This window comes from Chitinophaga sp. (assembly GCF_039596455.1).
GTDB lineage: Bacteria > Bacteroidota > Bacteroidia > Chitinophagales > Chitinophagaceae > Chitinophaga.
In genome coordinates, this window is sequence record NZ_JBCNJR010000002.1 from 37,765 (window position 1) to 56,712 (window position 18,948).

At 50.6% G+C, this 18,948-nt stretch carries 19 protein-coding genes and 5 tRNA genes; 19 read left to right on the forward strand and 5 right to left on the reverse strand.

Annotated elements, in window-relative coordinates; translation table 11 throughout:
* Window positions 1–62: 62 nt before the first annotated feature.
* Window positions 63–2,486 (forward strand): BamA/TamA family outer membrane protein, encoded by a 2,424-nt coding sequence (locus tag ABDW36_RS09845; RefSeq protein WP_343701732.1) that lies wholly within the window; start codon window positions 63–65, stop codon window positions 2,484–2,486.
* Here ABDW36_RS09845 and truB read toward each other — a convergent pair.
* The 3 genes from truB to ABDW36_RS09860 are packed head-to-tail and all read right to left on the reverse strand — an operon-like array spanning window position 2,474 to window position 4,777.
* Window positions 2,474–3,160: a tRNA pseudouridine(55) synthase TruB gene (gene truB / locus ABDW36_RS09850; RefSeq protein WP_343701733.1), complete on the reverse strand. Its 687-nt coding sequence runs from the start codon at window positions 3,158–3,160 to the stop codon at window positions 2,474–2,476. The genes ABDW36_RS09845 and truB overlap by 13 nt on opposite strands.
* A gap of 28 nt (window positions 3,161–3,188) precedes the next feature.
* A complete protein-coding gene (locus ABDW36_RS09855; RefSeq protein WP_343701734.1) occupies window positions 3,189–4,175 on the reverse strand; it encodes a nitronate monooxygenase in 987 nt (328 codons plus the stop codon).
* Complete coding sequence (locus ABDW36_RS09860) at window positions 4,172–4,777, reverse strand: riboflavin synthase (protein WP_343701735.1); 606 nt, start codon at window positions 4,775–4,777, stop codon at window positions 4,172–4,174. The genes ABDW36_RS09855 and ABDW36_RS09860 overlap by 4 nt, the downstream gene beginning before the upstream one ends.
* A 115-nt stretch (window positions 4,778–4,892) precedes the next feature.
* Here ABDW36_RS09860 and rpsU point away from each other — a divergent pair, with 115 nt between their 5' ends.
* The 11 genes from rpsU to nusG all read left to right on the forward strand — a co-directional run bounded on the left by rpsU (window position 4,893) and on the right by nusG (window position 9,846).
* Window positions 4,893–5,090 carry a 30S ribosomal protein S21 gene (gene rpsU, locus ABDW36_RS09865; protein WP_119078825.1) on the forward strand — a complete coding sequence of 66 codons (198 nt, stop codon included), beginning with the start codon at window positions 4,893–4,895 and terminating at the stop codon, window positions 5,088–5,090.
* A gap of 87 nt (window positions 5,091–5,177) precedes the next feature.
* Window positions 5,178–6,107: a tyrosine-type recombinase/integrase gene (locus ABDW36_RS09870; RefSeq protein WP_343701736.1), complete on the forward strand. Its 930-nt coding sequence runs from the start codon at window positions 5,178–5,180 to the stop codon at window positions 6,105–6,107.
* A 268-nt stretch (window positions 6,108–6,375) separates the two neighbouring features.
* Window positions 6,376–6,675: an HPF/RaiA family ribosome-associated protein gene (locus tag ABDW36_RS09875; RefSeq protein WP_343701737.1), complete on the forward strand. Its 300-nt coding sequence runs from the start codon at window positions 6,376–6,378 to the stop codon at window positions 6,673–6,675.
* A gap of 289 nt (window positions 6,676–6,964) precedes the next feature.
* Window positions 6,965–7,038, forward strand: a tRNA-Thr gene (locus ABDW36_RS09880).
* Between the two features lie 46 nt (window positions 7,039–7,084).
* A tRNA-Tyr gene (locus ABDW36_RS09885) sits at window positions 7,085–7,167 on the forward strand.
* A gap of 107 nt (window positions 7,168–7,274) precedes the next feature.
* Window positions 7,275–7,347 (forward strand) — tRNA-Gly (locus tag ABDW36_RS09890).
* A gap of 13 nt (window positions 7,348–7,360) precedes the next feature.
* Window positions 7,361–7,432: transfer RNA gene (locus ABDW36_RS09895), tRNA-Thr, on the forward strand.
* Between the two features lie 204 nt (window positions 7,433–7,636).
* Window positions 7,637–8,824, forward strand: coding sequence for an elongation factor Tu (gene tuf, locus ABDW36_RS09900; protein WP_343701738.1), 1,188 nt, complete (start codon window positions 7,637–7,639; stop codon window positions 8,822–8,824).
* A gap of 105 nt (window positions 8,825–8,929) precedes the next feature.
* Window positions 8,930–9,003 (forward strand) — tRNA-Trp (locus ABDW36_RS09905).
* Between the two features lie 82 nt (window positions 9,004–9,085).
* Entirely contained in the window at window positions 9,086–9,280 is a 195-nt protein-coding gene (gene secE, locus ABDW36_RS09910; RefSeq protein ID WP_119078830.1) for a preprotein translocase subunit SecE, read from the forward strand.
* The gene (gene nusG / locus ABDW36_RS09915; protein ID WP_119078831.1) at window positions 9,280–9,846 is read left to right on the forward strand and encodes a transcription termination/antitermination protein NusG; all 567 of its coding nucleotides are present in this window, start codon (window positions 9,280–9,282) and stop codon (window positions 9,844–9,846) included. The genes secE and nusG overlap by 1 nt, the downstream gene beginning before the upstream one ends.
* 62 nt (window positions 9,847–9,908) lie before the next feature.
* Here nusG and ABDW36_RS09920 read toward each other — a convergent pair whose 3' ends face one another.
* Window positions 9,909–10,475, reverse strand: a complete 567-nt coding sequence (locus ABDW36_RS09920) for a DUF1579 domain-containing protein (protein ID WP_343701739.1) — start codon at window positions 10,473–10,475, stop codon at window positions 9,909–9,911.
* 82 nt (window positions 10,476–10,557) lie between these two features.
* Window positions 10,558–11,637, reverse strand: coding sequence for a lactonase family protein (locus ABDW36_RS09925; protein ID WP_343701740.1), 1,080 nt, complete (start codon window positions 11,635–11,637; stop codon window positions 10,558–10,560).
* Between the two features lie 214 nt (window positions 11,638–11,851).
* Here ABDW36_RS09925 and ABDW36_RS09930 point away from each other — a divergent pair, with 214 nt between their 5' ends.
* From ABDW36_RS09930 to rpoB, 7 genes are all read left to right on the forward strand, one after another.
* A complete protein-coding gene (locus tag ABDW36_RS09930) occupies window positions 11,852–12,100 on the forward strand; it encodes a hypothetical protein (protein ID WP_343701741.1) in 249 nt (82 codons plus the stop codon).
* A 6-nt stretch (window positions 12,101–12,106) separates the two neighbouring features.
* A complete protein-coding gene (locus tag ABDW36_RS09935; protein ID WP_343701742.1) occupies window positions 12,107–12,325 on the forward strand; it encodes a hypothetical protein in 219 nt (72 codons plus the stop codon).
* A 319-nt stretch (window positions 12,326–12,644) separates the two neighbouring features.
* The gene (gene rplK / locus ABDW36_RS09940; protein ID WP_119078834.1) at window positions 12,645–13,088 is read left to right on the forward strand and encodes a 50S ribosomal protein L11; all 444 of its coding nucleotides are present in this window, start codon (window positions 12,645–12,647) and stop codon (window positions 13,086–13,088) included.
* Between the two features lie 46 nt (window positions 13,089–13,134).
* Window positions 13,135–13,824: a 50S ribosomal protein L1 gene (rplA, locus tag ABDW36_RS09945; protein ID WP_343701743.1), complete on the forward strand. Its 690-nt coding sequence runs from the start codon at window positions 13,135–13,137 to the stop codon at window positions 13,822–13,824.
* Between the two features lie 48 nt (window positions 13,825–13,872).
* Entirely contained in the window at window positions 13,873–14,403 is a 531-nt protein-coding gene (rplJ, locus tag ABDW36_RS09950; protein WP_343701744.1) for a 50S ribosomal protein L10, read from the forward strand.
* Between the two features lie 105 nt (window positions 14,404–14,508).
* A complete protein-coding gene (gene rplL, locus ABDW36_RS09955; RefSeq protein ID WP_343701745.1) occupies window positions 14,509–14,883 on the forward strand; it encodes a 50S ribosomal protein L7/L12 in 375 nt (124 codons plus the stop codon).
* Between the two features lie 222 nt (window positions 14,884–15,105).
* Window positions 15,106–18,915, forward strand: coding sequence for a DNA-directed RNA polymerase subunit beta (rpoB, locus tag ABDW36_RS09960; protein WP_343701746.1), 3,810 nt, complete (start codon window positions 15,106–15,108; stop codon window positions 18,913–18,915).
* Window positions 18,916–18,948 lie beyond the last annotated feature (33 nt).

Genomic DNA, 18,948 nt, shown 5'->3' on the forward strand with positions numbered 1-18,948 from the left:
CGGCATTCAGCCAACAGCCCCTCTCGAACAGGGATGTGTAAGTACCCAAATGCAAACTACCAGTGAAGAAAAAGACATATGCACCATCTATCCATCTGCCGGTACCGGCGCTGCTGATGCTGCTATGCCTTTTGCTGAACGCCTGCTCCAACACAAGATACCTGCAGCAAAACCAGAGCCTGCTTACAGGCAGCAGCGTAAGTATTGAGGGCAAACTCCCTTCCGCGGAAAAGAACAACCTGAAGAATGACCTGAACTCTTCCTCCCTGATGCTGCAGAAGCCTAACCAGAAGGTGCTGGGCACCCGGCTCAAGGTGTGGCTCTACAACAAAAAAACGTACGATAAAAAAAGCAACTGGTTCTGGAACCTGGTGCTGGCAGAAAGAAACCTGCAGGCGCCGGTGATATTCGATTCTTCCAAAGCGGCGGAGTCTGCCGCCCGCATGGTGTCCTATCTCAACAACCAGGGCTATTTCTACGCCACTGCTACTTACAAGGCAGACATCAAGGCCCAGAAAGCGGATGTGACCTACCAGGTGAACACCGGCAAGAACTTCGTGATCAGGAAAATCCTGTACGATATACCTGATACGGCCATTGCCAAAATTGTGAAAGAAGGCGAGAACCTCTCCCTGCTGAAAGTGAACGATGCCTACAAGGCCGGCAACCTGCGCGATGAGCGGGAGCGCCTCACCCGCATGATCAGGGACGCAGGTTATTACAAGTTCAACCGTGACCTGGTGTCTTTCACCGTAGACACGTTGAACAAATCCCTGTTCCTTGACCCGCTGAACCCTTTTGAAAGCATGCCCACCGTGCTGAGCGCAGACCAGAAGCCTACGATGGACATAGAGGTGAGCATCCGCCAGCCGGAAGATTCCGCCAGTGATCTGACCAAAATATTTTACCTGAACAAGATCTACGCTTTCCCGGACTTCAAGCTGCAAGACAATGTGAATGACACCACTTTCCATACCACAGAAAGCCGCCACCTCCTTGTAAAATATCATGAGAACCTCATACGCCCGCGGGTGCTCACGCGCGCGGTGCAGCTGAGGAGCAACGACAAATATTCCACCACTAACTACAACAACACTGTAAACCGCCTGTATGACCTGAACCTCTGGCAGTTTGTGACCGTGCAGTTCCGGGAGAGCAAAGACACCGTGCAGAAGCTGGACGCATTCATCCAGCTCACCCCGCGCAAGAAGCAGGAGCTGAGCGCCAACATAGACCTCACCACCAGTAGCGACTATTTCATAGGCAGCGGCGTATCACTGGGGTACCGGCACTTCAACGTGAACCGGGCCGCCAATGAGCTGCACGTTACGCTGAAGGGCGGGGTGGAAGTGGTGCGCAACGCCAGCCGGTTCGATATGCAGGCCACGGAATACGGTATTAACGCAGACTTCATCCTGCCGCGTTTCATTACACCTTTTCGTGTGCGGCAGAGCAACCGCTCAACCGCCAAAACGAGAATATCCGCTGGTTTCAACAACCTGCGCAGGATAGACAAGTTCAACATCCGCAACGTTACCGGGGCTTTCGGGTATGAATGGAACGAGTCCATTTACAAGCGGTGGACGGTGAAGCCGTTCACCCTCAACTACGTGGGCGTGGTGCTCACCCCCGGCTTCAAGGATACGGTGGTAGACCCCAACCCCTACCTGCGGCGCAGCTTTGAGCCTGCGTTCATCGGCGGGGAGGCCATCTCCTACACCTTTGCCAACAACGATATTTTCCATAAAAGGCAAAACTCCTACTTCCGCGCCACTTTTGAAGAATCAGGCATGTGGCTGAAAGGCGTGAACGGGCTGATACATGTGATCAGCAGCCGCAGTGAGAACCTGGAAACGCTGGCCAGGGTGAATATTTCGCAATTTGTGCGGGGCGAAGTGGATTACCGTCATTACTGGAACTACAACAAGTCTTCCGTGGCTACCAGGGCCTATGCCGGTTTGGGCATTCCCTACGGGCAAAGCGACGTATTGCCTTACATCCGCCAGTTCACCGCCGGCGGCCCCAACAGCATCCGCGCCTGGCGCCTGCGTACGCTGGGCCCCGGTTCGTATACAGACACGTCTTCCATAGCCGCTATCTTCCCTGACCAAACCGGCGATCTCAAGCTGGAAGGTAACGTGGAATACCGTTTTGACGTGCTGCGCCTGTTTGGCGGCACTATCAACCTGAAAGGCGCTACCTTCCTTGATTTCGGTAATATCTGGATGTTGAAGAAAGATACGCTGCGCCCAGGGGCGGAATTCCAGGTCAAGAACCTGTACAAACAGCTCGCCATCGGCACAGGCCTGGGCGCACGGCTGGATTTCAGCTATTTCGTGATCCGGTTCGACTGGGGTATTCCCCTTAAAAAACCTTATCCCACCCGGAACAACAGCGGGTGGTACATTGGGGAATGGGCGCTGGGAGACAGCCGCTGGCGCCGGGATAATGTGATCTGGAACATTGCTATCGGCTATCCGTTCTGATGCGCCTGTTTATACTGCTCAATAAAATCCGTTACTTCTACCGCATCTTCCAGCCTGAACGCGCCTATGCGGGTGCGGCACAAGCTGCTCAGGTACGCGCCGCATCCAAGGGCCGCCCCAAAGTCATTTGCCAGTGAGCGGATGTAGGTACCCGTGCTGCACACTACCCTGAAATGCACTATGGGCAGCTCAACCGCGGTAATTTCAAAAGCATGTATCACAATGGCCCGTGGTTCCACCTTCACGTCCACGCCTTTGCGGGCCAGGTGGTAAATGGGCTTCCCGTTCTGCTTGATGGCGGAATGAATGGGTGGCATTTGCTGCTGCGGGCCGGTGAAGCGGTCTGCATACCCCTGCAGCTCTTCCCGGCTAAGGGCCGGTACGGGCTGGTGGCCCTCCGGCTGGGATTCCAGGTCAAAGGTAGGGGTGGTGGCGCCTAGGGTAAAAGTGCCGGTGTACTCTTTTTCCTGCGCCTGGTATTCATTGATCTTTTTGGTCATTTTACCCGTGCAGCAAATGAGCAGCCCGGTAGCCAGCGGGTCAAGCGTGCCGGCATGGCCTATTTTGGCTTTAGTGGTATTGCGGATTTTGCGTACAACGTCAAAAGAGGTCCAGGTTAACGGCTTGTTGATCAGCAGCACGGCACCTTCCTGGTAGTTTTGTGTTTCAGACATCTTGCAAAGATAAATTTAATTTGGGCGCCTATACAAACGCTTTCAGGCTCTGCCGGTACTCCTGCATGAGGCGGCTCACAATTTCGTCTACCCCTGTAATGTCATCTACCATTTCAACGCTTTGGCCGGCGCTCCACAACTGGTTGTAATAGTTGGGTTTGATGGCCTTCTGCAGTTTTTTCATGCCCTTCATCTGCACCATCATTTTGAAGTACTTGCGGGTGCGCGGGTTGCGGGAAAGCCATTTTTCCCAGGATGTTTGTTTGTAGCCCAGCTTTTGCGCGGCAGGGGTGTTGATGATGTTGCAGGGCGTGCCGGAAAGGCGCTCCGTGAGCACAATATCTTCCATGCCGTGGCTGATAATGGCCTGCTTGTATTCATCGCTCACGCCGGCTTCCGTGCTGGCAATAAAGCGTGTGCCGATAGACACCGCGTCTGCCCCCAATACCATGGCGCTGGCCATTTGCTGCCCTGTGGCAATGCCGCCTGCCGCTATCACCGGCACTTCCGGGAAGGCCTTTTTCAGCGCCGGTACCAGCACGTGCATAGGGTAGGGGCCCGCATGGCCGCCTGCGCCCGCGCAAACGGCAATAAGCCCGTCTGCCCCGTTCTGTACCGCTTTGGCCGCATGCTCCAGGTTGGTTACATCACAGAGTACTTTGGCGCCGTAGCTGTGGGCGCCGTCTATCACCTCCCGCGGGTTGCCCAGGGAAGTGATGTAAAAGGGTACCTTGGCCGCCACGCAGGCATCCAGGTGTTTTTTATAGAGCGGGTTCGTTTTCTGAACGATCAGGTTTACGCCGTAGGTGCCTTGCTGCACGCCGGCTTTGGTTTCATTGAGCCTTTCCAGCAGCGCTGCCAGCTCACCTTCGTTCCGGTAATTGAGAGAAGGGAAAGTGCCGGCAATGCCGCTGCGGATGGCCGCTTTTACCATGGCCTCATTGCTCACCAGGAACATGGGGGCCATAATAAGCGGGTATTGTAAACCCAGTGTCTGAGAGAGTGAATGGTTCAATTGTTGTCGTTTTTAGAAGTGCGCGCCAGTTGACGGGCCACGTATTTGCCCAGGATGTCAAACTCCAGGTTCACTACGTCTCCCGGCTGCAGGTATTGGATGTTGGTATGCTGGTGGGTATAGGGAATGATGGCCACCGTAAAGGCGTTGTCCGTAATATCAAACACCGTAAGGCTGATGCCGTTGAGGCAAACAGACCCTTTTTCTACTATGAGGGGGGCAAAACCTGCATCAAAACGGATGCGGTACAGCCAGCTGCCGTCTACTTCCTGAACAGACTCGCAGGTGCCGGTGCCGTCTACATGCCCCTGCACAATGTGCCCGTCTATACGGCTGTTGAAGATCATGGCCCGCTCCAGGTTAACGGCGTGGCCCGGCCGTATGGCGCCCAGGTTGCTTTTCTGCAGGGTTTCCGCTACCGCCACGGTTTTATACCGGTCTGCCTCCACTGCCGTAACCGTGAGGCATACGCCGTTGTGAGACACGCTCTGGTCTACCTTCAGCTCCGGTGCTATGGATGATTGTATGGTGATCTCGAGATTTCCGCCTTCCTGCACTGCGGAGGCCACAGTGCCCATTGTTTCAATAATGCCGGTAAACATAATAATCGTAATATTGGACCCCGAAATTAGGCAATTAAAATTGCGTGTGAATAACTTTGAAAGTTGAAAAATACTCCGTATCTTTGCCGTCCATAAAAATTTATAAAGGAGATTTATGTTAATTATCGATTCCAAAGATTGCGAAAACATAGACAAAGCGCTTAAAAAGTATAAAAAGAAATTTGAGAAGGCCAAGATCCTGCTGCAACTCAGAGAGCGCCAGTCATTTACAAAACCTTCCATCCGCCGCCGTACGCAGGTGCTGAAAGCTGTTTACAAACAACAGCTCTCTACCGGAAAGTTTGACGCATAAGAAACGACCCAACTTATTAGTAATACATAGATTGATGATTGTAAGGTTTTCTATAACTTTACAGTCATCAATTTTTTTGTATTCGTTATGACCGGACTACCCGCACTGGCTGAACAGTTCCTCTCTTATCTTGCGCTGCAGAAACGTTATTCGCAGCATACTACCGCCAGCTACCGGCTTGACCTTCAACAGTTTTTTGAGTACATGCAGGCCGTATACGGGCCTACCCCGCTGGGAGAGATAGATGCTTTCCAGGTGCAGTCATGGCTGGCCACAGGGTTGCATGGCAGGGGAGAGCAGGAAGACGCTTCCGCCGTTACCATCCGGCGGAAAATATCCACTTTAAAATCATTTTTCAAGTTTGCCGTACGGGAGGGCGCCATTGCCCAAAGCCCCATGTTCAGGGTGGTGAGCCCCAAAATGCGCAAGCGCCTGCCCTTGTTTGTGGAAGAAAAGGGCATGCAGCAGGTGGAGCGGAACCAGGCATGCGGGCAACCCCTGTTTGCAGATGATTTTGACGGCGCCACCCGGCAGCTGGTGCTGGATATCCTGTACCAGACCGGCATCCGCCGCGCGGAGCTGATAGGGCTGCGGCACGATGGCATCAGCCTTCCCAACAGCCACATCAAGGTATTGGGCAAAGGCGGCAAGGAGCGCATCATTCCCATCAGCAACCACCTGGTGGCTGCTATCAGGGCATATATGGAGCGCAAGCGGAGCGAGCTGGAAAACCCTGACCTGCAGTACCTGCTGGTGAAGAAAGACGGCCGGCGGGTGAATGAAGGGTATGTGTACCGTACTGTAAAGGCCGCGCTGGGGCAGGTGACCACTCTCTCCAAAAAAAGCCCGCATATACTCCGCCACACCTTTGCTACGCACCTGGTCAACAACGGGGCGGACATTAACGCCGTAAAAGAGCTGTTAGGCCATGCCTCGCTGGCCAGCACGCAGGTGTACACCCACAATACCATAGAGAAGCTGAAGAACGTATACAAACAAGCCCACCCCAAGGCCTGAGCGGCCGACCCTTGCATATCAATATAAAGGTTGACAAGGTACTTCACGCATACAGAACAGCACAACGATTGACCGCTGTCAGTTGTTATATAGCTGACAGGGGTTAACATTGCATAAAAGTCATTTTAACAAAATTTTTCAGGAAGAAAATGGAATAAGATAGAAAGTTCAGTAAATTAGTAACAAGTTCTTTACCATAAACAAAATCGCCTATGAAAAGATGATTACGTGCTTGAAATCAGATTGTTAAATGTAAAATTTAAGTGTTATGAATGTTCAAATTCAGACCGTGCGTTTTGATGCGGACGCCAAATTAATTGATCATGTGAATAAACGGATCCAGAAACTTTCCACTTTTTACGACCGAATAGTATCTGTTGAAGTTTTTTTGAAGTTAGACCAGTTAGCCCACCAGATCAAGGATAAGATAGCTGAAATAAAAGTGCACATACCCCGTCACGATTTTTTTGTAAAACATGAGTCCAAATCTTTCGAGGAATCCTTCGACCTTGCCTTTGATTCGCTTGTAACCCAGATCAAGCGCCAGAAGGAGAAGAATTTACATTAATTTTCTAAAAATATTTTGGAATTAAATATCTCTTTACTACCTTTGCCATCCCGATTCAAAAAGGGGTCGGCGAAGGTAGTAAAGTTCTTTACTGTAGGGCATTTAAGCCAACTTAAACCGGTGTTGTGAGCTACTTTAAACGGGTAGTTTTTTGCGGCAGCGGGAAAAGTTTTGTACAGAAAAATGTGCCTTGCGGGAGTGAAAAAAAAGATTTGGTTCTTAATAAGATTCACATTTATTTTGCGCTTCCTTTAAACGGGGTGTTAAGTTTTTTCTTGACAAAAAAATTGCCAGCATAGCTCAGTTGGCCAGAGCTACTGATTTGTAATCAGTGGGTCGGGGGTTCGAATCCCTCTGCTGGCTCGTAAGAGTTACGGGCTGTAAAGTACCGGGCAAAGAAAAATAAGTTGGGCAGGTTCCAGAGCGGCCAAATGGGGCGGACTGTAAATCCGCTGTCTTTCGACTTCACAGGTTCGAATCCTGTCCTGCCCACGAATCAGTTACGAATTGGCGTTACGGATTACGAATTGAAAAAGTGTCGTAATTCGTAATTGTGCAGATAGGAGTGAGGTTTTTTTCGTGATGCGCAATTCATAATTGCGGGAGTAGCTCAGTTGGTAGAGCGACAGCCTTCCAAGCTGTAGGTCGCGGGTTCGAACCTCGTCTCCCGCTCATCATCACAACTGCTGTTGTAGCTCAGGGGTAGAGCACTTCCTTGGTAAGGAAGAGGTCGTGAGTTCAATTCTCATCAACAGCTCAACGTTTCGGATACAGGAAACTGGCAAACGGTTGACGGTGTCCGAAATTTGAAGTTTAACTAAGCCGGTAAGCTCAATGGATGAGCGGCCCTGACCGTAATTGGGGGAGGTGCAGGTTCAATTCCTGCGATTGGCTCCAGTTTGTAAAACGTTTTTAAACAACTATAATACAATCTTTACAAACCATCTTAAAAAAAAATACAATGGCAAAAGAAACCTTTAAGCGGGATAAACCCCACGTTAACATTGGTACCATCGGTCACGTGGACCACGGTAAAACTACCTTGACTGCTGCCATTACTACAATTCTGGCAAACAAGGGCTTGGCTGAGAAAAGAGGATATGACGAGATCGACGCGGCTCCTGAAGAAAAAGAAAGAGGTATTACCATCAATACAGCACACGTTGAGTATCAGACAGCCAACCGTCACTATGCTCACGTAGACTGTCCGGGCCACGCCGACTATGTGAAGAACATGATCACTGGTGCAGCTCAGATGGACGGTGCTATCCTGGTGGTTGCCGCTACAGATGGTCCGATGCCGCAAACGAAGGAGCACATCCTCCTGGCCCGCCAGGTAGGTGTACCCCGTATTGTTGTATTCATGAACAAAGTTGACCTGGTAGACGATCCGGAACTGCTGGAACTGGTAGAGATCGAGATCCGCGACCTGCTGTCTTCTTATGGCTTTGATGGCGACAATGTGCCCATCATCCAGGGTTCTGCTACCGGTGCTCTCGCCGGCGACGAAAAATGGGTGGCTAAAATCGACGAGCTGATGGAAGCTGTGGATACTTATATCCCGCTGCCTCCCCGTCCGGTTGACCAGCCGTTCCTGATGTCTGTAGAAGACGTGTTCTCCATCACCGGTCGTGGTACTGTTGCTACCGGTCGTATCGAGCGCGGTCGTATCAAAGTTGGTGACAACGTTGAGATCGTAGGTCTGCAGTCTGAATCACTGAAATCTACCTGTACTGGTGTGGAAATGTTCAAAAAACTGCTGGACGAAGGTGAAGCTGGTGACAACGCCGGTCTGCTGCTGCGTGGTATTGAGAAAACTCAGATCCGCCGTGGTATGGTTATCTGCGCTCCCGGTTCTATCACTCCGCACACTGACTTCAAATGCGAAGTATACGTACTGAGCAAAGAAGAAGGTGGCCGTCACACGCCGTTCTTCCAGAAATACCGTCCCCAGTTCTACTTCCGTACTACTGACGTTACCGGTGAAGTTGAACTGCCTGCAGGTGTGGAAATGGTAATGCCTGGTGATAACATCGGCCTGACCGTTAAACTGATCCAGCCCATCGCTATGGAAAAAGGTCTGAAATTCGCTATCCGCGAAGGTGGCCGTACCGTAGGTGCTGGTCAGGTAACTGAGATCCTGAAATAATCAGTAGCAATACTGTAAATAAAAAGCCATTAGCCTTAGCGGTTTAATCAATAGGGATTATATTTGCCAGAGGTCAAAGCGCAATAGCTAATGGCTTTTACATACACGGGTATGGTGCAACGGTAGCATACGGGTCTCCAAAACCTTTGATCTGGGTTCGAATCCTAGTACCCGTGCCAAGAATTAAATTGCCGGACAGTAAAATTCAAGGATTTTACTCCACGGCAATTTTTATCGTTCATATCAGGATAACTTATTACCATGAACAAAATCACCAATTATTTCAGAGAATCGTATCACGAACTGGTTCATAAAGTATCCTGGCCCACCTGGCGGGAACTGCAGTCCTCTACCATGATCGTTCTGATCGCCACCATCATCATCACGCTGCTGGTGTGGGGTATGGACTCTGCCTCTCACCTGGTTTTATCGCAATACTATAAACTGTTTCAATAATGGATGAAGCCCAAATCCCCACTCAGGAAACCAAATGGTACGTGCTGCGCGTGGTGAGTGGCAAAGAGAAGAAAGTAAAAGAGTACCTGGACATTGAAGTTCGCCGCAGTGACTGGGGCAACGTGATCACCCAGGTGTTCCTTCCCGTGGAAAAAGTTTATAAGGTGCAGGCCGGTAAAAAAGTGATGCGCGAAAAGAACTTCTACCCCGGTTATGTGATGATAGAAGCCATCGACGGTAAAATGAACGACGAAGTGATCCAGGCCATCCGCAACGTTTCCGGCGTGATCCACTTCCTCGGTAAAGAAAAACCGATTGCACTCCGCAAGTCCGAAGTAAACAAAATGCTGGGTAAAGTAGACGAGATCTCCGACCAGGGCCTCACCATGAGCGAGCCTTATATTGTTGGAGAAACCATCAAGATCATTGACGGGCCGTTCAACGACTTTAACGGTGTGATAGAAGAAGTGCTGGAAGACAAGAAGAAGCTGAAAGTGACCGTAAAGATCTTTGGCCGTGCTACTCCGGTAGAGCTGAACTTCATGCAGGTAGAAAAGATCAGCTAAGGCTGATTGTTGTAAATATTCAAAAAGGTTGCCGCTTCAAACGGCAACCTTTTTTTATGCCGTTACTGGCGGGTCAGTTTGATTTCCATGTTCTTGAATTCAGTGCCGTCCTGCATCATGTACATTTCCATGGTCTGGGTATTGTCATCCACCCATTTTACCACCTCCCGTATGTTGAGGTCTTTCCCGGAGGTGGGGTCTGTAGACTTGCCGGTGAAAGTGATGCTGCGCGTGGCATCGTCCCACTTGCCTTCCAGGTACATGACACCGGTGCTCATGTTATCTACCCAGGTGGAGAAGAACATCTTTTTGGCGTTGTCATAACCCATTACGCCGATGCCTTCGAAGGGCTGACCTCCCATGTCTCCCGTATGGCGGCTTTCCTGGTAGCGGCCGCCCAGGATCATTTTGTTGGTGCAGGCGCCCATCTGCTTTGAGGGCGGGGCGCCGGGAGCCATCCAGAACGTGATATCCGTTTTCCAGTTGCCGTCAGCCATGGCCATCATTTTGTGCATGGGCCCGGGAGTGGCATATTCCATCCAGGCTTTTTCCATGGCGGCGGTGTCTTGTGCATGTGTGAGCAGCTGCGTTGCGCAGACGAGTGCGAGCGTTAAACAAATGCGTTTCATATTCGGGGTATTTTGTACCTGTGAAGGTACGCAATACTTGTATCAGCAACGTTTTATGCGGTGCCACATGCAATTGGGGCTGTTATTCCAGCGTGAGCATTTTCAGGCAAACCGGGTTGGGTACCTGTATTTCCTGGCCGGTGGGGCTCAGGAGGCCGGTAGCCGCATCCCGCTTGAATATTACAATGTTATTGCCGTTCTGGTTGGCCGCCAGCAGGAAGTTGCCGGAAGGGTCTATCATGAAGTTGCGCGGGTGCTGACCGCCAGAGGCCTGGTGACCCAGCAGTTGCAACATGCCCGTTTCCGGGTGAATGGAAAAGATGGAGATATTGTTCAGGTCTCCCCGGTTGGACATATAGAGATGTTTCCCGTCCGGAGACACATGGATGTCTGCACTGCTGAAATTGCTGCCGGTATAATCTGCCGGCGCTGCCGAAATGGTTTGCAGCGGGCGGAGGGTACCATTTTCATAGCGGAAGGCCGTTACCTTGCCGGAAATCTCGTGCACCACGTAGGCGAATTGGCCGTTGGGGCTGAAGGTGAGGTGCCTGGGCCCGCCGCCGGGCTCAACGTTGACAGACGGGGTGGCCGCGGCGCGGAGAGGCGCTATGGCATGGGCCGTATTGAAGTCGTACACCATGATCTTGTCTATGCCCAGGTCTGGTACAAACACCTGTTTACCATCAGGCGAGAAGTTGATAGAATGAACATGGGGCGCCTTCTGCCGCGAGGCCACAATGCTGGAGCCGTTGTGGACGAGGGTTTGGGAGGCTGTACTCACTGTACCGTCTGTCCGCACCGGCATTACGGAAATGCTGCCGCCTGCATAGTTACCGGTAATGGCAAATTTGCCTGCTTTGTCCATATTGATATGGCAGGGGCCGTTACCCACGCCGTCTTGCTGGTTGAGGAGGGTCAGGCGGCCGGAGGCGGCATCGAAAGAGAAGGCGTATACGCTGCCGGTGCGGTTTTTACCCGATTCGCTGACGGCGTAAACGTGTTTTTGGTCGGGAGCAACTACCAGGAAGGAGGGGTTGCTGAGCCCTTCTGCGGTGCTGACGTGGTGGAACTGGCCGGTGGCAGGGTCTTTTTTGTATACATAAATGCCTTTGCTTTCACCGGAAGTGTAGGTGCCTACGAAGAGAAATTGTGTTTTTTGCATGGGTGGGTGAATGTTTGCAAAAAGAGGTATCAAAAGAAAGAGAAATTTCATACAGTGGAAAGGAGGTTTGGAGGATAATAATACAAAAAATTCCGGGTGTTAACACCCTCTTGTAAATGAATAAAATGAACGGAGGGGATTTGGGGGAGAGGGGGTAGATTTGGGGAGCACAGCATTCCTTAAACCGTTAAATTTGTTGAAAATGCTCGTATATATGAAGAAAGATGATGCAATAAGGAAAAAATTGCATGAATTTATAGACGCTGCGGACAGCCGGGCGCTAAGGGCATTGGAGAGCATTGTGGGCGGCGGACAGGATTCTCCGTGGTGGAATAATGAGGAATTTGTGGCGGAGATGAAACGGCGGTGGAAAGATTATGAAGAGGGAAGAGAGAAGGCTTTTAGCCATGAAGAAGCAATGGAGATGGTAGAAAGAGGGCTGAAAAAAGTGAAGCACGGGTAGGGGAGTATGTTTCAACTCATTTATCTTTCCGGGGCTGTCACCGACCTGCAGGAGGCTGCCAACTGGTATAAACAGCAGCAGGCAGGCAGGGGGCATAAATTCCTGCAATGCATCAGGGAAAAACTGGCTTACCTGCAGCGGTATGCGGCAAGTTATCCCCTAAGGAAGGACTGGTTCCGCGAATTTTTTATCAGGAATATCCTTATGTGGTGGTGTACCGCCTGAACAAGCGTAAAAAGCGCCTGGTTATTTGCGCAATTTTCCACACCTGCAGAAATCCGGTGGAAAAGTTCAGAAGATGACGTATCTTTGACTATGAGACAGTATGCGGTATGTTGCTGACTAACAGCTACTTAACCATTAAAGTTAAACCCAATTCCCGGATAATAGCAAAAAAAATGCCGAACTCCAAACAATTTTTGCTAATAATTTAATTAATACCTACCTTTGCATCCCCCTTAAAATGTCTTTTTAAGACTTTTGAGCTTTGGGAGTTTTCTACGGTTTACCGTGGGGGACGTTTAACCAAATTAAAAACAGAATAATGGCAAAAGAAATCGCAACGTACGTGAAACTGCAGGTGAAGGGCGGCCAAGCCAACCCTGCACCTCCGATTGGTCCCGCTTTGGGTTCCAAGGGTGTGAACATCATGGAGTTCTGCAAACAGTTCAATGCCCGTACCCAGGATAAAATGGGTAAGGTATTGCCGGTTTTGCTGACGGTGTACACCGACAAATCATTTGACTTTGTAATCAAAACGCCTCCGGCCCCCGTGCAGCTGATGGAGGCTGCCAAAATACAAGGTGGTTCTAAAGAGCCTAACCGTAACAAGGTGGGTAAAGTATCCTGGACGCAGGTAGAGGCTATTGCAAAAGACAAGATGCCCGACCTGAACTGCTTCACCCTGGAAAGCGCCATGAAAATGGTAGCCGGTACAGCGCGCAGCATGGGTATTACCGTGGATGGTAAAGCGCCCTGGGAAAACTAAATTGTTCACCCTGTGCAAGCAGGTTAACTTTAAATCATTTTAAGAAATGGCAACCAAGAAAAGAAAAGTGGCTGACACTAAGGTGGACAAAAATAAGGCATATAGCCTGAAAGAGGCCTCCACCCTTGTTAAAGACATTAACTGTACTAAATTCGACTCTTCTGTCGATTTACATATCCGCTTAGGCGTTGATCCTAAGAAGGCTGACCAGGCTATCCGTGGTTCCGTAACGCTTCCCCACGGTACTGGTAAGACCAAAAAAGTTCTTGTACTGTGCACTCCGGACAAAGAGGCTGCTGCCAAAGAAGCCGGTGCTGATTTTGTGGGCCTGGACGAGTTTATTACCAAAATTGAAGGCGGCTGGACCGAGATCGATGTGATCATCGCTACTCCTGCTGTAATGCCTAAAATTGGTAAGCTTGGCAAGATCCTGGGTCCCCGTAACCTGATGCCCAACCCGAAAACCGGTACTGTTACCAACGATGTAGCAGCTGCTGTGAACGAGGTGAAAGGCGGTAAAATTACCTTCAAAGTAGATAAAGCGGGTATCATACACGCTTCTATCGGCCGTGTGTCTTTCGCATCTGAAAAGATCGAGCAGAACTCTCAGGAGCTGATCAACGCGATCATCAAGCTGAAACCGGCTACTGCAAAAGGTACTTACCTGAAAGGTTTATCTATGGCCAGCACTATGAGCCCGGGTATTGTAATTGACACTAAATCTGTTCAAAACTAATTGATAACCAGGTAAAAAGTACTTGTTGTCAATGCCAAACACAAAGCAATGAACAAAGATCAAAAAAACGAGGTTATTGAGCTGCTGAAAGGCAAGTTCTCTCAATACAGCAACTTTTATATCACCAATACGGAGTCTCTGACGGTAGCGCAGGTGAACCACCTGAGAAAGGTTTGTTTCGACAAGAACGTGGAAATGAAGGTGGCCAAGAACACACTGATCAAAAAGGCCCTTGAAAGCCTGAACGATGAGAAATACGCTGGTGTATATGAGGCACTGCATGGCGTAACCGCCCTGCTGTTCTCTGACAGCCCGAAAGAACCGGCGCTGATCATCTCCGATTTCCGCAAGGAAAACGCCAAACTGGAAAAACCCGTACTGAAAGCCGCTTTTGTGGGCGAAGAAGTATACCTGGGCGATAACCAGCTGGCTACCCTGGTGAAAATCAAGACCAAGAACGAGCTTATCGGCGAAGTTATCGGTCTGTTGCAATCTCCCGCAAAACGCGTTATTGCTGCTTTGCTGGAAAAAGCAAACAAAGAAGGCGGCGAAGTGGCAGAAGCTCCTGCGGCAGAGTAACCTTCACCCCCGGGCCTGGCCCGGCATCAATCATGGCTTCCAAGTCAAAATATAAACAAACATCTGTTTAACAACATTTTAAAAAACATTACAAAACATTATACAATGGCAGACGTAAAAGCATTAGCTGAACAATTAGTAGGTCTTACTGTGAAGGAAGTACAAGAACTGGCAGACGTTCTGAAGAACGAATACGGTATCGAACCTGCTGCTGCTGCAGTTGTTGTAGCTGCTGACGGTGGCGGCGGAGCTGCTGCTGCTGAAGAAAAAACTGCATTCAACGTAATCCTGAAATCTGCTGGCGCCAGCAAACTGAACGTGGTGAAAGTGGTGAAAGACCTGACCGGTCTGGGCCTGAAAGAAGCCAAAGAACTGGTTGACGGTGCTCCGAAAGCAGTAAAAGAAAACGTGAGCAAGGCTGAAGCAGAAGACCTGAAAGCGAAGCTGACTGAAGCTGGCGCTGAAGTTGAGATTCAGTAATTCTTTGCATCATTATACATCTTTTTGAGGTCAAAAAGTGCTCCGGCACTTTTTGGCCTTATTCCCTTTGGGAACGTGTGTTTCGGGATGGGCTGCAATTGGGGAAATCACTGCGAAGTGTGCAGGTCATCGGGGTTGAAACACAATTATTTGGGTGTATTTGCCAAAGAATCATTAATTTCCCTTATTTAGTACAAGTCATATTAACTGCTAACTTCGAATATGTCTCTAAAAAAAGCCCAAACTAACGAAAGAGTAAATTTTGGAAAGATCAAACAAGTTGCTGAGACACCGGATCTGTTGGCTATCCAAATCCAATCTTTCAAGGATTTCTTCCAATTAGAAACCACACCAGACAAGCGAAACAACGAAGGCCTTTTTAAAGTATTCAAGGAGAACTTCCCTATTACGGACACCCGTAATATCTTCAACCTGGAGTTCCTGGACTACTTCGTGGACCCTCCGCGTTATACCATCGAAGAATGTATTGAGCGTGGGCTGACGTACTCCGTGCCGCTCAAGGCAAAACTACGGTTGAGCTGTAACGATGAGGAACACGTAGACTTCCAGACCATTGTGCAGGACGTGTTCCTGGGCAATATTCCGTACATGACCCCCAGAGGCACTTTCGTGATCAACGGCGCTGAACGTGTAGTTGTTTCCCAACTGCACCGGTCCCCGGGTGTTTTCTTTGGTCAATCCGTGCATCCTAACGGCACCAAGATCTACTCTGCAAGGGTGATCCCCTTCAAAGGCGCCTGGATGGAGTTTGCGACGGACATCAACAACGTGATGTACGCCTACATCGACCGTAAGAAGAAGTTCCCGGTTACCACCCTGTTGCGTGCCATCGGCTACGAAACAGACAAGGACATCCTGGAGCTGTTTGGCATGGCTGACGAAGTAAAAGCAGACCGCAAAAACCTGGAAAAATACGCCGGCAAAAAGCTGGCTGCCCGCGTTTTACGCAGCTGGGTAGAAGATTTCGTAGACGAAGATACCGGTGAGGTGGTGAGCATCGAAAGGAACGAGATCGTGCTGGAGCGCGATAGCATCCTGGATGAGGCCAACATCGAAATGATCACCGATATGGGCGTGAAATCCGTATTTGTGCAGAAAGAAGAGGTGAGCGGCGACTTCGCCATCATCTACAACACCCTCAACAAAGATACTTCCAACTCCGAACTGGAAGCCGTTCAGCACATCTACCGCCAGCTGCGTGGTGCCGATGCGCCGGATGACGAAACAGCAAGGGGCATCATTGATAAATTATTCTTCTCCGACAAGCGTTATGATCTTGGCGACGTAGGCCGCTACAAGATCAACCGCAAGCTGGGCCTTTCCACCCCGCTTGACATGAAGGTGCTGACCAAGGCAGACATCATCTCCATCATCAAATACCTGGTGCAGCTCACCAACGGTAAGGCGGAGATAGATGATATTGACCACCTTAGCAACCGCCGTGTACGTACCGTGGGAGAACAGCTGTACGCCCAGTTCGGCGTGGGCCTGGCCCGTATGGCCCGTACCATCCGCGAGCGTATGAACGTAAGGGACAACGAGGTATTCACGCCGGTAGACCTGATCAATGCGAGAACCCTTTCTTCCGTGATCAACTCCTTCTTCGGTACCTCCCAGCTTTCCCAGTTCCTGGACCAGACCAACCCCCTGTCAGAGATCACGCACAAACGCCGTATCTCCGCACTGGGCCCCGGCGGTCTGAGCCGCGAGCGTGCAGGCTTTGAGGTTCGTGACGTACACTATTCCCACTACGGCCGCCTCTGCACTATTGAAACGCCTGAAGGTCCGAACATCGGTCTTATCTCCACCCTGTGCGTACACGCCATGGTGAACGAGATGGGCTTCATTGAAACGCCTTACCGCAAGGTAAAAGACGGTAAAGTGGACATGAACAAGGTGGAATACCTGAGCGCCGAAGAAGAAGATTCTGTAAAAATCGCACAGGCAAACGCTCCCCTGGATGACAAGGGCGTGTTTGTGAACGATAAAGTGAAATCCCGCGAAACCGGCGATTTCCCGATCCTGGAACCAGGAGAAGTGGAATACATGGACGTGGCCCCCAACCAGATCGTTGGTTTGAGCGCTTCCCTGATCCCCTTCCTGGAGCACGATGACGCCAACCGTGCGCTGATGGGATCAAACATGCAACGCCAGGCCGTGCCCCTGATCAACCCGCAGGTACCTATTGTTGGTACCGGGCTGGAAGGTAAGGCCGCACGTGACTCCCGCCTGCAGATCACCGCTAATGGCAAAGGTGTGGTTGAGTTTGTAGACGCAAACGAGATCCATGTACGCTATGAACGTGATGAAATGCAGAAGCTGGTGAGCTTTGAAGATGACCTGGTGATCTATCAGCTGACCAAGTTCGTTAAAACCAACCAGAGCACCTGTATCAACCTTCGCCCTGCAGTGAAGAAAGGACAGCGTGTGGTGGAGGGAGACTTCCTCACGGAAGGCTACGCTACCCGCGCCGGTGAGCTGGCCCTGGGCCGTAACCTGAAAGTGGCGTTCATGCCATGGAAAGGGTACAACTTCGAGGATGCCATCGTGATCTCTGAACGTGTGGCCAAAGAAGACTGGTTCACGTCCATTCACATTGACGAATACGAGCTGGAAGTACGTGATACCAAGCTGGGTGAAGAAGAGCTGACCCCCGATATCCCCAACGTGAGCGAAGAGGCTACCAAAGACCTCGACCAGAACGGTATCATCCGTGTGGGCGCCCACATCAAGGAAGGTGATATCCTGATCGGCAAGATCACTCCCCGCGGTGAATCTGATCCTTCTCCCGAAGAAAAACTGCTGAGAGCCATCTTCGGTGACAAGGCTTCCGACGCGAAAGACGCTTCCCTGAAAGCACCCCCGTCTACAGAAGGGGTGGTGATAGACAAGAAGCTGTTCTCCCGCGCCAAAAAAGACAAGAACTCCAAAACCCGTGAAAAAACGGCGCTGGAGAAACTGGAGAAAATACACCAGAAGAATGAGGAAGACCTGATGGAAGTGCTGATGGGCAAGCTGTTGACACTGCTGAAAGACAAAACGTCTGCCGGCATCACCAACACTTACGGTGAAGTGCTGATCTCCAAAGGTTCCAAATTCTCCAATAAAAACCTGGCCAACGTTGATTTCCAGAATGTGAACCCGCTTGGCTGGACCACAGACCAGGATACCAACGACCAGATCAATACCCTGCTCCACAACTATAACATCAAGTATAATGAGGAGCTGGGCCGCTACAAACGCGAGAAGTTCAACATCTCTATTGGTGACGAGCTGCCCGCGGGCGTGCTGAAACTGGCCAAAGTTTACCTGGCCAGCAAACGTAAGCTGAAAGTGGGTGATAAGATGGCGGGCCGCCACGGTAACAAGGGTATTGTGGCCAAGATCGTGCGTGACGAAGACATGCCTTTCCTGGCAGACGGTACTCCGGTAGACATCGTACTGAACCCGCTGGGCGTACCTTCCCGTATGAACCTGGGTCAGATCTACGAAACCGTACTGGGCTGGGCCGGACAGAAACTGGGTGTGAGGTTTGCTACTCCGATCTTTGACGGTGCCAGCACCGAAGAGATTGCTCAATACATCAGCGAGGCAGACCTGCCGAGCTTCGGTCACACTTACCTGCACGACGGTGAAACCGGCGAGCGCTTCCACCAGAAAGCAACAGTAGGTATCATCTACATGCTTAAACTGAGCCACATGGTGGACGACAAAATGCACGCCCGTTCCATTGGACCGTACTCTCTCATTACGCAACAGCCGCTGGGTGGTAAAGCCCAGTTCGGTGGCCAGCGTTTTGGTGAGATGGAGGTGTGGGCACTGGAAGCATATGGCGCCGCCAACATCCTGCAGGAGCTGCTCACCATCAAGTCTGATGACATTGTGGGCCGTGCCAAAGCATATGAATCCATCGTGAAGGGAGACAACATACCGAAAGCCGGTGTGCCTGAGTCCTTCAACGTATTGATCCATGAGCTGCGCGGTCTGGGTCTGGACCTGAAGTTCGATTAAGATAATTTATAACGGCTCCCGGCAACCACTGCC

Bases quoted from the DNA above. Each gene is read 5' to 3' on its own strand.
- rplL (WP_343701745.1), top strand. From the start codon at position 14,509: ATGGCAGACGTAAAAGCATTAGCTGAACAATTAGTAGGTCTTACTGTG.
- ABDW36_RS09925 (WP_343701740.1), bottom strand. From the start codon at position 11,637: ATGCAAAAAACACAATTTCTCTTCGTAGGCACCTACACTTCCGGTGAA.
- ABDW36_RS09860 (WP_343701735.1), bottom strand. From the start codon at position 4,777: ATGTTTACCGGCATTATTGAAACAATGGGCACTGTGGCCTCCGCAGTG.
- secE (WP_119078830.1), top strand. From the start codon at position 9,086: ATGAACAAAATCACCAATTATTTCAGAGAATCGTATCACGAACTGGTT.
- ABDW36_RS09935 (WP_343701742.1), top strand. From the start codon at position 12,107: ATGTTTCAACTCATTTATCTTTCCGGGGCTGTCACCGACCTGCAGGAG.
- rpoB (WP_343701746.1), top strand. From the start codon at position 15,106: ATGTCTCTAAAAAAAGCCCAAACTAACGAAAGAGTAAATTTTGGAAAG.
- rpsU (WP_119078825.1), top strand. From the start codon at position 4,893: ATGTTAATTATCGATTCCAAAGATTGCGAAAACATAGACAAAGCGCTT.
- ABDW36_RS09920 (WP_343701739.1), bottom strand. From the start codon at position 10,475: ATGAAACGCATTTGTTTAACGCTCGCACTCGTCTGCGCAACGCAGCTG.
- ABDW36_RS09875 (WP_343701737.1), top strand. From the start codon at position 6,376: ATGAATGTTCAAATTCAGACCGTGCGTTTTGATGCGGACGCCAAATTA.
- nusG (WP_119078831.1), top strand. From the start codon at position 9,280: ATGGATGAAGCCCAAATCCCCACTCAGGAAACCAAATGGTACGTGCTG.
- tuf (WP_343701738.1), top strand. From the start codon at position 7,637: ATGGCAAAAGAAACCTTTAAGCGGGATAAACCCCACGTTAACATTGGT.
- ABDW36_RS09870 (WP_343701736.1), top strand. From the start codon at position 5,178: ATGACCGGACTACCCGCACTGGCTGAACAGTTCCTCTCTTATCTTGCG.
- rplK (WP_119078834.1), top strand. From the start codon at position 12,645: ATGGCAAAAGAAATCGCAACGTACGTGAAACTGCAGGTGAAGGGCGGC.
- ABDW36_RS09930 (WP_343701741.1), top strand. From the start codon at position 11,852: ATGAAGAAAGATGATGCAATAAGGAAAAAATTGCATGAATTTATAGAC.
- rplJ (WP_343701744.1), top strand. From the start codon at position 13,873: ATGAACAAAGATCAAAAAAACGAGGTTATTGAGCTGCTGAAAGGCAAG.
- truB (WP_343701733.1), bottom strand. From the start codon at position 3,160: ATGTCTGAAACACAAAACTACCAGGAAGGTGCCGTGCTGCTGATCAAC.
- rplA (WP_343701743.1), top strand. From the start codon at position 13,135: ATGGCAACCAAGAAAAGAAAAGTGGCTGACACTAAGGTGGACAAAAAT.